The sequence below is a fragment of the Neptunitalea lumnitzerae genome, assembly GCF_027924185.1.
Taxonomy (GTDB): Bacteria; Bacteroidota; Bacteroidia; order Flavobacteriales; family Flavobacteriaceae; genus Neptunitalea; species Neptunitalea lumnitzerae.
This window is the reverse complement of sequence record NZ_BRVO01000001.1, coordinates 1,634,365-1,648,221: the sequence shown is the minus strand read 5'-3', so window position 1 is coordinate 1,648,221 and position 13,857 is coordinate 1,634,365. Positions and strand designations below refer to the sequence as shown.

General features: G+C 36.1%; 13 protein-coding genes and 1 tRNA gene. 2 read left to right on the top strand and 12 right to left on the bottom strand.

The features are described 5' to 3' along the window. Window positions 1–79 precede the first annotated feature (79 nt). Window positions 80–421: a winged helix-turn-helix transcriptional regulator gene (locus Y10_RS07420; RefSeq protein WP_281764721.1), complete on the bottom strand. Its 342-nt coding sequence runs from the start codon at window positions 419–421 to the stop codon at window positions 80–82. A gap of 83 nt (window positions 422–504) precedes the next feature. Here Y10_RS07420 and Y10_RS07415 point away from each other — a divergent pair, with 83 nt between their 5' ends. Together Y10_RS07415 and Y10_RS07410 are read left to right on the top strand one after the other, a co-directional pair. Beyond that, window positions 505–1,314: an SDR family oxidoreductase gene (locus Y10_RS07415; protein ID WP_281764720.1), complete on the top strand. Its 810-nt coding sequence runs from the start codon at window positions 505–507 to the stop codon at window positions 1,312–1,314. Window positions 1,315–1,819: 505 nt separating this feature from the next. Next, complete coding sequence (locus Y10_RS07410) at window positions 1,820–1,996, top strand: helix-turn-helix domain-containing protein (RefSeq protein WP_309297823.1); 177 nt, start codon at window positions 1,820–1,822, stop codon at window positions 1,994–1,996. A gap of 145 nt (window positions 1,997–2,141) precedes the next feature. On the opposite strand, the gene Y10_RS07405 is transcribed toward Y10_RS07410, so the two are convergent. From Y10_RS07405 to murD, 11 genes are all read right to left on the bottom strand, one after another. Then, complete coding sequence (locus Y10_RS07405; RefSeq protein WP_281764719.1) at window positions 2,142–3,023, bottom strand: aldo/keto reductase; 882 nt, start codon at window positions 3,021–3,023, stop codon at window positions 2,142–2,144. Window positions 3,024–3,100: 77 nt separating this feature from the next. Continuing rightward, window positions 3,101–3,661, bottom strand: coding sequence for a Crp/Fnr family transcriptional regulator (locus tag Y10_RS07400; protein ID WP_281764718.1), 561 nt, complete (start codon window positions 3,659–3,661; stop codon window positions 3,101–3,103). A 323-nt stretch (window positions 3,662–3,984) separates the two neighbouring features. Continuing rightward, window positions 3,985–4,058 (bottom strand) — tRNA-Arg (locus tag Y10_RS07395). Window positions 4,059–4,071: 13 nt separating this feature from the next. After that, window positions 4,072–4,521, bottom strand: a complete 450-nt coding sequence (locus Y10_RS07390; RefSeq protein ID WP_281764717.1) for a GatB/YqeY domain-containing protein — start codon at window positions 4,519–4,521, stop codon at window positions 4,072–4,074. A gap of 144 nt (window positions 4,522–4,665) precedes the next feature. Continuing rightward, complete coding sequence (gene ftsZ, locus Y10_RS07385; protein WP_281764716.1) at window positions 4,666–6,777, bottom strand: cell division protein FtsZ; 2,112 nt, start codon at window positions 6,775–6,777, stop codon at window positions 4,666–4,668. 18 nt (window positions 6,778–6,795) lie between these two features. Continuing rightward, complete coding sequence (ftsA, locus tag Y10_RS07380; RefSeq protein WP_281764715.1) at window positions 6,796–8,157, bottom strand: cell division protein FtsA; 1,362 nt, start codon at window positions 8,155–8,157, stop codon at window positions 6,796–6,798. A 3-nt stretch (window positions 8,158–8,160) separates the two neighbouring features. Next, window positions 8,161–8,877, bottom strand: coding sequence for a cell division protein FtsQ/DivIB (locus Y10_RS07375; protein WP_281764714.1), 717 nt, complete (start codon window positions 8,875–8,877; stop codon window positions 8,161–8,163). Beyond that, complete coding sequence (gene murC, locus Y10_RS07370; protein ID WP_281764713.1) at window positions 8,874–10,220, bottom strand: UDP-N-acetylmuramate--L-alanine ligase; 1,347 nt, start codon at window positions 10,218–10,220, stop codon at window positions 8,874–8,876. Before murC ends, Y10_RS07375 begins: the two co-directional genes overlap by 4 nt. Beyond that, complete coding sequence (gene murG / locus Y10_RS07365) at window positions 10,217–11,308, bottom strand: undecaprenyldiphospho-muramoylpentapeptide beta-N-acetylglucosaminyltransferase (protein WP_281764712.1); 1,092 nt, start codon at window positions 11,306–11,308, stop codon at window positions 10,217–10,219. Before murG ends, murC begins: the two co-directional genes overlap by 4 nt. After that, on the bottom strand, window positions 11,295–12,512 hold the full coding sequence (locus Y10_RS07360) for an FtsW/RodA/SpoVE family cell cycle protein (RefSeq protein WP_281764711.1): 1,218 nt from the start codon (window positions 12,510–12,512) through the stop codon (window positions 11,295–11,297). Before Y10_RS07360 ends, murG begins: the two co-directional genes overlap by 14 nt. 9 nt (window positions 12,513–12,521) lie before the next feature. Then, window positions 12,522–13,856 carry a UDP-N-acetylmuramoyl-L-alanine--D-glutamate ligase gene (murD, locus tag Y10_RS07355; protein ID WP_281764710.1) on the bottom strand — a complete coding sequence of 445 codons (1,335 nt, stop codon included), beginning with the start codon at window positions 13,854–13,856 and terminating at the stop codon, window positions 12,522–12,524. Window position 13,857 lies beyond the last annotated feature (1 nt).

Genomic DNA, 13,857 nt, shown 5'->3' with positions numbered 1-13,857 from the left:
AATAGTATTGGGTTACAGAGTTTAATTCACCCAATAATTAAAAAACAAACGCCATTCATAAGGGCTGTAGTAGCAACAGCTATTTTCCGATGATTTTTTTCTTGTGTTTTTTGCCCCAACTTTCCAGAGGTTTCGCGATTTCTTCCAACCCGAGGCCATAATCTGTTACAGCATACTCAATCCTAACAGGATAATCTTCAATTACATTCCTTGTAATCAATAGGTTTTCTTCCAAATGCTTTAATTCTTTGGACAAAACACGGTTGGTGATTTTCGGAATGGAATTTGAAATCTCGTTAAACCGCTTGTTACCGCTGTAAACAGACAGGATAATGGGTATTTTCCATTTTCCGCCAATAACAAACATAGTGTCTTGTATGGACTTTATTTTTTCCTGAAACCGTTTTTCTTCCTTTGTCATTAATTAAGTATCCTTTTGTATACAAGTATCAAATATATACTTTTTGCTTTTACTTTTACATTGTAATCAAAAAATAAAGTAAAATGAAAACAATATTCATTACAGGGGCTTCATCCGGCATCGGAAAAGCAACGGCAAAATTATTTCAATCCAAAGGTTGGAGCGTAATTGCTACCATGCGAAACCCTGAGAAAGAAACAGAACTTACGAAACTAGAAAATGTAACCCTTTTGCCTTTGGATGTAACGAACCTTTCACAAATTAAAAAAACAGTAGAAAAGGCAATTTCATTAACCGATATTGATGTAGTCCTAAACAATGCCGGTTATGGTTTAATGAGTTCCCTTGAAGCCTTTACCGATGAAAACATCGTGAGACAAGTAGATACTAATTTTTTAGGAACAGTACGGGTGACACAAGCGTTTATTCCTTATTTCAGGGAAAGCAAAAAAGGATTATTTCTTAATGTAACTTCCATTGGAGGACATACAGGCTTCCCGTTTACAAGTATTTACAATGGCACAAAATGGGCAGTGGAAGGTTGGAGCGAATGTTTATCTATTGAATTATCAATGTTTGGTGTGGGGGTAAAAACTGTTTCGCCGAGTGCTACGAATACGGATTTATTCAGTCATAATTCCGATGTAAAACCGCTTCCATATTACGAAGCTGTTGAAGATAAAATGTTAGGTATGGTGAAGCCATCTTCTACGCCTGAAGAAATTGCAGAGGTGATTTATGATGCTACCACAGACAACAAAGATAAACTGCGTTATTTTGCGGGTAAAAGTGCTCAAGCCATTTATAACAGACGCATGGAAATCGGTGCGGAAGCATCCAGAAAAGAAATTAAAAAAATGTATTTTGATGAATTAAAATTTAGCAAAGGATAACAAGTTTAAGTATCATGAATTCATATTAAATTGTATCATTCATAAGATAGATTGGATCATTTCCAATTAACCTTTTGGGATTCGAATCATAAAATCACTGATAATCAGTAATTTAAGATAAAATAATTTTTTTGGGGTAAAAATTGAACCAAAAAAGCCTCCAAAATCAATGACTTTGAAGGCTTTTTATATTCCTGTGAACGATATGGTACAAAACTCGAACCAATTAATAGAGGATTTAAAGCTTTTAGCTGATATATTGGCTGCTTGAAAAAATTCAAATCACTTATTTATCAGATCGTTTTGGGGTAATTGCATCTTTATTTCCTCTTTAGATGCGTTTTGCCCCTTTACTGCTGAAGCTATTTTAGATACTTATTTCAGTAACAAACATTACAACAAAGGAAGCCAACACTACAGTTCCTGACTGACATATCAACTCAATATTTCTGCTGGATATTTAAGCGATGTTCCACTCCATAATTGGATAATTGGGTAAAGCGCTCTGCAATACATTCATTTCAAACTTATCGAAAGGGCTAAGGAACACCTTTCTACTAACCAGCTTTCCGTTAGCAAAAATGCTTTTGAATTGGAGTTTGAACATTCACAATCCTTTAATAAGCTATTTAAGTCTAAAACAAATCAAACCCCACAGGAATTTCGTACAAGTTTTAAATAATAGGTTTTGGTTTTTGAAATAAATAATAGAAAACTAAATCTTTGCGGGTAGGCATTAAAATTTTTTCAATGTATCCCCAAAGGAGTAAAAAAGAAATGCTTAAAATTATTTCCTTTTATACAGCCCTCTTTTTCCATATATTGGATTATCCCAAAAACTTCATATCATCTTCTGAAAGTTGAATATCAAAAGCTTGAATATTTTCCTTAAAATGAGCTAACTTGGAAGTTCCGGGAATAGGCAAAATCAAATCATTATAGTGTAACAACCACGCTAAATTTATTTGTGCAGGTGTGGCATTGTATTTTTCTGCAATTTCAGCAATTTTGTTTTCGTTTTTAGGTAAAGAATTTTGCAAAGAAAAGAAAGGAATCATCGGAATATCATTTTCTACACAAATACCCATTACTTCTTGCATACCCCTAACTTCTTGACCAAATACTGAAAAACTCGTTCGTTGTCCGTATCCAAATGCATTTTCAACACTTGCCACATTCCCCAAAGATAATGCTGTTGTTAATTCTTCTGGGGTTACATTACTTACACCAACGTTCAAAATTTTCCCCTCTTTTTGCATGTCGAACATGGCATTTAACGATTCTTCAAAGGGTGTGGAAGTTCCGGGCATAACACGAAAATGTACCAGTGGAATTTTCTCAATTTTTAAGGTCTTTAAATTATTGTCAATACTCGCTCGCAAATTTTCAGGTTCGTCGTAAACACCCCAGCTTTTATCGGCACCTCTCTTGGCACCCACTTTAGTGCAAATGACCAAGTCTTTTTTATAAGGATACAGGGCTTCTTCAATGAGTCGGTTGGTTACATCTTCTCCGTAATAATCGGCTGTGTCCAGAAAATTAATACCACCTTCAGAAGTTGCTTTTAATATCTGCAATGCTTCTTCCCTGTTTTCTGGTTCGCCCCAAACTTGTTCACCAGGAAGACGCATTGTCCCATAACCCAATCGTTTTACTGTTAGAGGATTTGCTGTATTGGCACCAATAGTAATTGTTTTTTTAATATTCATTTTCTCTGTTTTTCAATTATGAAAGCAAAGGTGCAGCAACCCTACTAAAAGTCTTTTGCCATTTGGCAAAAAAGGATTTATGCTATATTTTTTCTGATCCTGCTCAAGGAAGATTGTGTAATGCCAAGATAGGAAGCGATATAAGAAAGTGGGACCCGATTGGTAAGGCTTGGGAATTTTTCTATAAATTTGAGATAACGTGTTGTGGCATCTTCAGAAACCAAGGAACTTCTCCTATCCATTTTCTTCATTAAAGCATGATGAAATATCTTATTTATAATAGTATCCCATTCTAAAATTGTATTGGAAAGTTGGCTCCACTGTTGTGGGTAAAATACAATCAATTTACAATCTGTAGCTGCCTGAATGTATTCTGTGAACGGTTCGTTTTGGTATGGATTTGCTACGAAGTTGTTTTCTTCTATAAAATACTTTGTTATTTCTTCGCCTTTGTTGTTGTAATAGCAAATACGCAGAACGCCTTCCAAAACAAAAGCTACCCGATTAAACGTTTTGCCTGCTTCTGCAAAATATTGGTCCTTATGAAGTTGAGTTTCCGCTGCATTTTTTGAAATCAGTTCAATTTGCTGCTTATTGAGGTTGCCAAATTGTAAAATATATTCTATGAGTTTTTCCATTTTACAAATTTAATAATCATGGTTAGTTATCTATTTGTCATTTGGCAAAATAAGAAATTAGATTAAGCATTTGGTAAAATGTTATCGCATTTGAAAGTGTGTTCTTTCCTGATTAGCCTAGTACTATCTGTGAACAATAAGGTTCGAATCTTATCACCTCAACGATTTTAATAGGTTTAACCAGGTTATCAAAAAACAAATTCATTTCAATTTTCCCATGAATTCCGGAAAATATGTAAAAAATTCAAATAAAAAGAGGTGAAAATATAGAATTAGTTGGATTTATAATACACAAAAGAGGCATCAAATTGATGCCTCTTTTGTGACCCCGGAGGGATTCGAACCCCCAACCCTCAGAGCCGAAATCTGATATTCTATCCAGTTGAACTACGGAGCCAACACTATCGTAATTACGATAACGATTTTTTTACGATGGTAGAAATGGTTTTACCATCTGCCTTACCGGCTAATTCTTTAGATGCCATACCCATTACTTTCCCCATGTCTTTCATGCTTTCAGCTCCGGTTTTAGCAATAATATCTTTTACTACTTTTTCTACTTCTTCTTCCGATAATTGTTCTGGTAAAAATTGCTCTATTACGGCAGCTTGTGCTATTTCAGGCTCTGCTAAATCGGCTCTTCCCTGTTCGGTATAAATAGCAGCGCTATCTTTACGTTGTTTTACCAACTTCTGAAGTATTTTTATTTCATCGTCTTCAGTTAATTCTTCTTTAGAACCTGTTTCAGTTTGTGCTAATAATATAGCAGATTTGATGGCTCTTAATGCCTCTAAAGATACGCTATCTTTTGCTTTCATAGCGGTTTTCATGGCAGTCATTATATCGGCTTGTAAACTCATAATACGTACAATTTAGTAAGGTGCAAAGGTATTAATTTTAATTTATTTAGCGGTTACAAAAACGCACCGCTATTTGGTAATTACCAGAAATACAAAAGCCCGAAAAATTACTTCCGGGCTCTCATACAATATATAATATATAACTTAATCTACATTGTCATGTAAGAAGCTGTTATTGCTTCTTAATTGTAACTCATCGTTACTATCTCTGTTTAAAGAAAGTCTAGAAGAATTACTAATAGTAGGCTGTGCATTTAGGTCTACCCCCATACGCTTATATGCAGGCTCCTTTTCTATCTCATCAATTTTTTTGATGTTGCTATTAAACTTATAATTAAAGTCTTTTAGCTTTCTTCTACGCTCGTCTGCTCTACTTTGTAACAAATCTTTAATAGGGTTATTAAAAGGGTCGGTGTTTTCCGTTGCCGGAGCCACTTCTTCTACCTCTTCTACCACTACCTTTTTCTCAAATACTACACTACGGTCTACCTCTGGTTTTTTCTTTGGTTGCTCTTGTGGGCGTGCATTTTCTAGTGCCGATTCCATTTCCATGTAATCTTCTAGGCTGTAACGCTTCACTTCCCCATCGTTTACCTCTGGTGGTGTAATTTCTAAAGCATCGTTTACTTCTATTTCTTTAGTAGTATCGGTAAGCTCAAACATAACCACTTTCTCTTCTTCATCTTCGTGCTTTACAGCTGCTTGTGGTGCTTCCTCTTCTACTTCTTCTTTAAACAACGGCATATCAAAACTTAAGCTAAACTGCTCTTTAGAAGTTTCTTCTACCTCTTCAAAGTTGTTTACCTCAATCTGGTTAATATGCTCGGTAGTATCAATAATTTCAAAATCATCTTCTAACACTACCTCTTCTTGTATAGGTGCTGCAATAGGGGTTATAGTTACCTCTTCTGCATCTACGTCAATATTCTTAATTACCTCGGTAGTTTTAACATAACCTTCTGGGCGTGCCATCGGTGCTTCAGTAACTTCAGGAGTCTGGTTTACTACAGGAGCTTCTGGTGCTACAGGTGTAGCCTCTAAAATTACTTTTTCTTCTACCACCTCTTCTTCCAATGAGTGTTTAATCACTGGCGCCTGCTCAACTTCTATTCTCTCTTGAGTAACCTTGGTAGTTACAGAGGTGCTTTTTGCAACTACGTTACTAAAATTTGAACCCGTAGACTTAGGAGAAAGATCCTGAGTGGCACGTTGTTCATCTTCTAGTGTATGTATAATTTTTTTAGCTTCTACATTTACAATTTCATGCTGCTGATCTTGGTTAAAACCAGTAGCTATAATGGTAACTGCAATAGCGTCTCCTAATTCTTCATCTTCACCAACACCCATAATAATGTTAGCGCTATGGCCAGCCTCTCCTTGAATATGGTCGTTGATTTCACCAATTTCATCAAGAGTAATTTCTTCAGTACCAGACACAATAAGTAACAACACATTTTGTGCTCCAGTAATTTTATTATCGTTTAATAATGGAGAGTCTAACGCTTGTGCAATAGCCTCTGCTGCACGGTGTGTACCAGATGCTGTTGCCGACCCCATTATAGCAGTACCACTGTTAGATAATACTGTTTTTGCATCGCGCAAGTCAATATTCTGCGTATAGTGATGCGTAATTACTTCTGCTATACCTCTAGAGGCAGTTGCTAAAACTTCATCGGCCTTGGAAAAACCAGCTTTAAAACCAAGATTACCGTAAACTTCACGTAACTTATTATTATTGATAACGATTAAAGAATCTACATGTTTACGTAGATTTTCAATACCTTTTTGCGCCTGTTCGTTACGCATTTTTCCTTCAAACTGAAATGGCATAGTAACAATACCAACAGTAAGAATATCCATATCTTTTGCAAGCTTAGCAATTACAGGAGCTGCTCCGGTACCGGTACCACCACCCATTCCGGCAGTAATAAACGCCATCTTGGTGCTAGTATCTAGCATTCCTTTAATATCTTCTAAACTTTCAATAGCTGCTTGTTCTCCTACATCGGGGTTTGCACCTGCTCCCAATCCTTCTGTTAATGATACTCCTAACTGAATTTTATTAGGAACTGAGCTGTTCTGTAAAGCCTGTGAATCTGTGTTACAAATAACAAAGTCAACTCCATTAATCCCTTGCTGAAACATGTGATTAATAGCGTTGCTACCGCCTCCTCCAACACCAATCACTTTTATAACATTACTTTGGTTTTTAGGTAAATCAAATGAAATGTTTCCAAATTCTGTGTTACTGGTCATACTTTTCTTTTTCTGGTTTTATTCTGCGTTATCTAAAAAATCCTTTAACCTATCGGTAAACTTGTCTAAAAACGACTTTCGTTGCACTTTAGACTCCGGTGCTTTTTCAGGTGTTGCCTCCGGTTCTTCTGGTGTTTCCTCTGGGTTAATAGTTGGTGCTATGTGTTGTTCTACAATTGGTTCTTCTTCTATAATTTCTTCCGGTTCGGGGCGCATTTTTTGGTATTCTAAAGCCTTCATTACCAACCCTACTGCTGTTGCATATACAGGGCTTGCAATATCAGAATCAGAATCTCCGGCTAAATGCTCGTTAGGGTACCCTATACGGGTATCCATTCCGGTAATATATTCTACTAATTGCTTTAAGTGTTTTAACTGGCTTCCTCCCCCTGTTAAAACAATACCAGCAATAAGTTTACGTTTTTGTTCTTCGTGTCCGTAATTTTTAATTTCCATAAACACTTGCTCAATAATTTCTACCACACGGGCATGAATTATTTTAGACAAGTTTTTCAGAGTAATTTCTTTAGGCTCTCTACCACGTAATCCAGGTATAGAAACAATCTCATTGTCTTTATTTTCCCCTGGCCATGCCGACCCAAATTTTACTTTTAATAATTCGGCTTGCTTTTCTATAATTGAGCAACCCTCTTTAATATCTTCTGTAATTACGTTACCACCAAAAGGTATAACTGCGGTATGTCTAATAATACCATCTTTAAAAATAGCTAGGTCGGTAGTACCTCCTCCTATATCAATAAGAGCTACCCCTGCTTCTTTTTCTTCCTGACTTAAAACTGCATTGGCAGAAGCTAAAGGTTCTAAATTAATACCCCCTAATTCTAAGCCTGCACTTTTAATACATCTACCTATATTTCTAATAGAAGAAACTTGCCCTACCACTACATGGAAATTAGCCTCTAAACGTCCACCATACATTCCTATTGGTTCCTTAATTTCAGCTTGTCCGTCTACTTTGTATTCCTGTGGTAATACATGAATAATTTCTTCTCCTGGTAACATTACCAGTTTATATACTTGGTTACAAAGATCTTCTACATCTTTGTTTCCTATAACTTCGTCAAAACTTGGTCTGGTTATATAATCACTGTGTTGTAAACTACGAATATGTTGCCCGGCTATACCTACTACAACTTCTGAAATAGAAACACCTGCAACACTTTCAGCATCCTGAACAGCTTTTTGAATAGATTGAATGGTTTGGGTAATATTATTAACTACCCCTCTGTGAACGCCCAAACTCTTAGACTTTCCTACACCAATAATTTCAATCTTACCAAATTCATTTTCTCTCCCCACCATAGCTACAATCTTGGTGGTTCCTATGTCTAATCCTACTGCATAATTGTTCTGATCCATATTCTATTTTTTAGTGCACACAACCTGATTACTAAACTTTAAATTTACCCAGCTATAAGCATCAAGACTATTATCTTTTAAAGCTTTTTGATAAAAGGCTTTCAATTTTTTTATTTTCAAATCTAACTCTGTTGCCGACCCTAATTGCACCTTAAAATTGTTGGCTCTTAGGCGTAGCACAAAGTCATTATTATTTACCAAAATTCCTACAACACTTTCTCTCAAAAACTCGTCTGAGCTAATTTTTTGAAGTATTTTAAAAACTTCTTTTTGGTTTTCTTGTGTAATATTTCCTTTAATTAAGGGTACTCTAGCCGTAAAATTTTTAGACAACGGCATTTTTTTTCCTTCATCATCAATGTAAAAAGATTCTGAACCTGTAACACGTGCCAAAGGCTTGCGCTGTGCCACATGTACCTTAAGTTCCCCATCTATAGTAACATACACTTCTGCTTCTTTTATCATCTGGTTGTGTAACAACACATCTTCCATCTTATTCAAATCTAATGCATCTTTTGTTATATTCGTAACAGAAGCGTGATTTTGTATCAACAATTTATTAACCTCTTCTTGCGTAATAAAAAGTGATGAATCGCCTGTAAAATCTATAGTTGCTGCTTTTATTTTACGATGATCATTTCTTGTTGACGCGAACGAAAAAAGCAAGTAAAATATTACAAAACAACTTAAAACTTGTATGTATGGCATCACCTTTTTCATGCTAACAATACCTCTTTAATTTTTGCAACTTCATTCCCTATATCTCCGGCACCTACCGTTATTAAAACTTCAGGCTTGTTAACTTTCAAATAAGCTAACAAAGCTTCCTTACTCATTAGTTTTTTAGCGGTATTATCTATTAAGCTTAGCAACCATTCAGAAGTTACTCCCTCAATAGGTAATTCTCTTGCCGGATAAATATCTAACAGTATAATTTCATCAAACTGCGCTAAGGCGCTACCAAACGCTTTCGCAAAATCACGAGTTCTACTATATAAGTGAGGCTGAAAAACAGCAGTCACTTTTTTGTCAGGATACATTTCTCTCACCGCTTGGTGCAATGCATCTATTTCTGTTGGATGATGTGCATAATCATCTACAAATACTAACTCTTCCGTTTGTATATGATACGAGAACCTTCTACGTACACCTTTAAATGTTGACAGGGCACTTACGAGGCGATCGGTTGGGGTGCCGGAATTAATCGCCATCGTAAATGCTGCCAAGGCGTTTAACAAGTTGTGTTTCCCAGGTTTGTTAAACTGTACACCTTCAATGGTATTGGTAGGTGTTGCCACATCGAAACAGTAGGTTCCGTTTTCTATTGTGATGTTTTTAATACAGTAATCAGAATCGTCTTCTATACCGTATGTTATACCTTGTAACGGCACCCCATTTTTAATATATAACTTACCGTTGGGCTTTAATTGAGCCACAAAATCTTTAAAGGATGTTACTATCCCTTCCTCATTTTCATAAATATCTAAATGATCTGCTTCCATAGAAGTAATACAAGCTACATCTGGATGCAAATTCAAAAATGAACGATCGTATTCATCTGCTTCTACTACTGACATTTCTGTTCCGGTAGAAATAAAATTAGTGTTATAGTTTTCAGATATACCCCCTAAAAATGCTGTCATTGGCACACCACTTTCTTTAAGTAAATGCCCAAGAATAGCCGTAGTAGTAGTTTTACCGTGTGTACCTGCTACTGCAAAACAAAAGGTATCTTTAGTAATAGCCCCTAATACCGCAGCGCGCTTTTTAACTTCAAAATTATGCTTTAAAAAATACTGCAACTGCTCGTGCGATTGTGGCACAGCCGGGGTATACACCACCAAGGTAGTTGCCGCATCTAAAAATTCGGCAGACACCTCTGTCATGGCATCACTAAAACAAATAGTAACCCCAAGCTCTTGCAACGCATCGGTAATATCAGAAGGTGTTTTATCGTACCCTGCTACATTTTTTCCATTCAAGAAAAAATAACGTGCTAGGTTAGACATACCTATACCGCCAATACCTACAAAGTAAACATTATGTATACCTGCTAAATTCAAGCTAATAATTTTTTAATTTCTAACACTATTGATTGGGTTGCATTAGGCAACGCCAACATTTTTATATTATCTGAAAGCTGCTGCTGATACATAGCATCTGAAATCAGTTTTTTAAACTGAGTTTCAAACTCATCATCTAGCACCTGTTCTTTAATCATTATTGCAGCATTTTTACTTGTCACTGCTAACGCATTTTTAGTTTGGTGATCTTCCGCTACATTAGGTGACGGTATAAATAATACCGGTTTACCAACAATACACAATTCACTAACCGAGCTTGCTCCCGCTCTAGAAATAATAACATCTGCCGCAGCATATGCCAATTGCATTTCTTTTATAAATGGCATCACTTTCACCGTAGTACCGTTGCTATACTTCACATATTTATCTTCGTACAGCTTACCACATTGCCAAAGCACTTGCACATCGTTATCTTCAAAAAAAGACAACTCTTTTTCTATTAATTTATTGATTCTGGCTGCACCTAAACTACCTCCTAAAATCAATACTGTTTTTTTACTTTCCGCTAAACCGAAAAACTCAATAGCCTCTTTTCTTTTACCCTCTATAGACAATAAATCTTGACGAACAGGGTTCCCTGTTTTTACAATTTTATCTTTGGGAAAAAAGCGCTCTAAACCATCATACGCTACACAAATAGTTTTTGCTTTTTTAGACAACAACTTATTGGTAATACCCGGAAAAGAGTTTTGCTCTTGCAACACACATGGTACGCCAGCAGCTTCTGCCATTTGCAACAAAGGTCCGCTTGCAAAGCCACCAGTACCTACAGCTACATCTGGCTTAAATTTCTTTACAATTTTTCTAGCCTTTAAAAGACTACTGATAAGCTTTATAGGAAACATTAAGTTTTTCAACGTAAGCTTACGCTGTAAACCTGCTATCCACAAACCTTCTATTTCATACCCTGCCTGCGGAACCTTTTCCATTTCCATCTTATCCTTTGCCCCAACAAACAAAAATTCGGCATTAGGATACGCTTGCTTTAAAGCATCTGCAATAGCAATTGCCGGATAAATATGTCCGCCAGTTCCACCACCTGATATGATAAATTTATAATTGCTCACTTAAAACTTCTAACGGATTTAATTCGTCTTCTTTTTCAGTTTCTATAATTTCTTCTTTCTCTTTTACTTGCTCTCTTTTTGCACTTACACTTAAAATTGCCCCAAGCGCCATACAAGTCATCCAAATAGAGGTTCCCCCACTACTAATAAGCGGTAAGGTTTGTCCGGTTACAGGAAACAACTCTACAGCAACCGCCATATTAATCATGGCTTGGAATATAATAGGCAAGCCCACCCCTATAACCAACAGCTTCCCAAAAACCGAGTCGCATTTCTGCGCCACAATAATAATTCTGAAAAGCAAAAACATATACGATAAGATTAAGATACCTGCCCCAACCAACCCATACTCTTCTACAATAATAGCAAATATGAAATCTGAGGTTGACTGTGGTAAAAAGTTTTTCATAACACTTTTACCTGCTCCTACACCAGTAATACTTCCTAGAGCAATAGCCTTTTTAGCATTCTCAATCTGATAATCTTCTACTGGGTTATCTTCATCACTGGTAAAATTCTCTATACGACTAATCCAAGTATCTACCCTGTTAGGAAACAGCCCCGGAAAAGCTTTAGCGGTTAGCACAAACATTGCCAAACAAACAATACCCACACCAATAATACCCATTAAGTATTTTACAGGATAACCACCTAAAAAGCATAGCACACAAACCATAAAAAACATGATTGCCGTAGTAGAGAAGTTGGCAGGTAAAATAAGCGCCAGAATTACTGCCACCGGCGCCCATAGCGGTATTATACTTTCTTTAAAAGATATTTTTTTATCCTTAATTTTAGAAAGATACCCTGCTACATACATCATAATAACCACAAACGCCAACGTAGACGTTTGAAACGACATCCCTACAAAGGGTAAAGTTATCCATCTACTAGCATTAGCCCCACCTATAGTGGTACCTTGCATTAGGGTAATACCTAATAACACCACTACTAAAGGCATAAATAAAATAGATATTCCTTTAAAATACCTAAACGGAATTTTATGAACAGCGTACATAATTACAAATCCAAAAATGAGTAAGAAGACATGTCTAAGCAAATAGCCAATAGAAGTTCCGCTACCCACTACATACACCAAATTGGTACTGGCGCTGTACACAGGTAAAAACGAGAACAACCCAAGCAATGCAACCACTGCCCAAATAGCTTTATCTCCCTTTAAACTTTTAAAAATCTGTAACATAATATGTGTTTACAACTGTCTTACTGCTTCTTTAAACTGTCTTCCTCTGTCTTCGTAATTTTCAAACAGATCAAAACTTGCACATGCAGGCGATAACAAAACAGTATCTCCTTTTTCAGATACTCTGTAAGCTTCTTTTACAGCCTCTGCCATAGAACCTGTTTCTACAAGCTCATCTGCAATAGATCCAAAAACATCAACTATTTTTCTATTATCAAGCCCTAAACATATAATAGCTTTTACTTTTTCTCTTACCAATGGTAACAAGGCATCATAATCATTTCCTTTATCTACACCACCTACAATCCAAACAATTGGTGTACTTACGCTATCTAAAGCATAAAAGGTAGAATTGACATTGGTAGCTTTAGAATCGTTAATGTACTGTACATTCTGAATCTTAAGTACCTTTTCAAGTCTATGCTCAACCCCCTGGAAGGTCTCAAAACTTTCTCTTACGGTTTGTTTTCTAATCTTCAACAACTGCGCAACTGTAGATGCTGCCATAGCATTTTTAACGTTGTGCTTTCCCTCTAACTTTAATGTATCTGCTGACATAGTAAAAATTGAATTGTCAATATTTGTTATAATCTTATTATCTTCTAAATACGCCCCTTCTTCTAGCACCTTCTCGGTAGAAAAAGGAAGCAATTTTGCTCTTACTTTATTATTCTTTAACCATTCTTCAATCACCAAATCATCTGCGTCATAAATCAAATAATCTTCTTCAGTTTGGTTTTCTGTAATTCTGAATTTGGCTGCTATATAGTTTTCAAACTCATAATTATACCTATCTAAATGATCGGGTGTGATATTGGTTAACACCGCTATATGTGGTTTAAAGTTTTCAATATCATCTAACTGAAAACTACTTATTTCTAACACATATACATCGTGCTGTTCCTGAGCAACCATCTGCGCAAAACTATCTCCAATATTCCCTGCCATACCCACATTTAAACCACCACTCTGTAGCAAATGATTTGTTAGCATTGTAGTGGTTGTTTTACCGTTACTACCGGTAATACCCACCAATGTTGCATTGGTATAATTTGCAGCAAACTCAATCTCAGATACCACGGGCACTTTTAGACTTCTTAGCTTTTGCACTAAGGCTACTTTTTCAGGAATTCCCGGGCTTTTCATCACCAAATCAGCATTCACTATTTTTGGCTCTGTGTGTTGCCCTTCCTCCCAATCAATTTCAAATTTTGAAAGAACTTCTTTATATTTTTCTTTAATCAAGCCTTTGTCTGATACAAAGACATCATATCCTTTTTGTTTTCCTAAGATGGCAGTTCCCACACCACTTTCACCTCCACCAAGTACCACTAACCGTTTCATG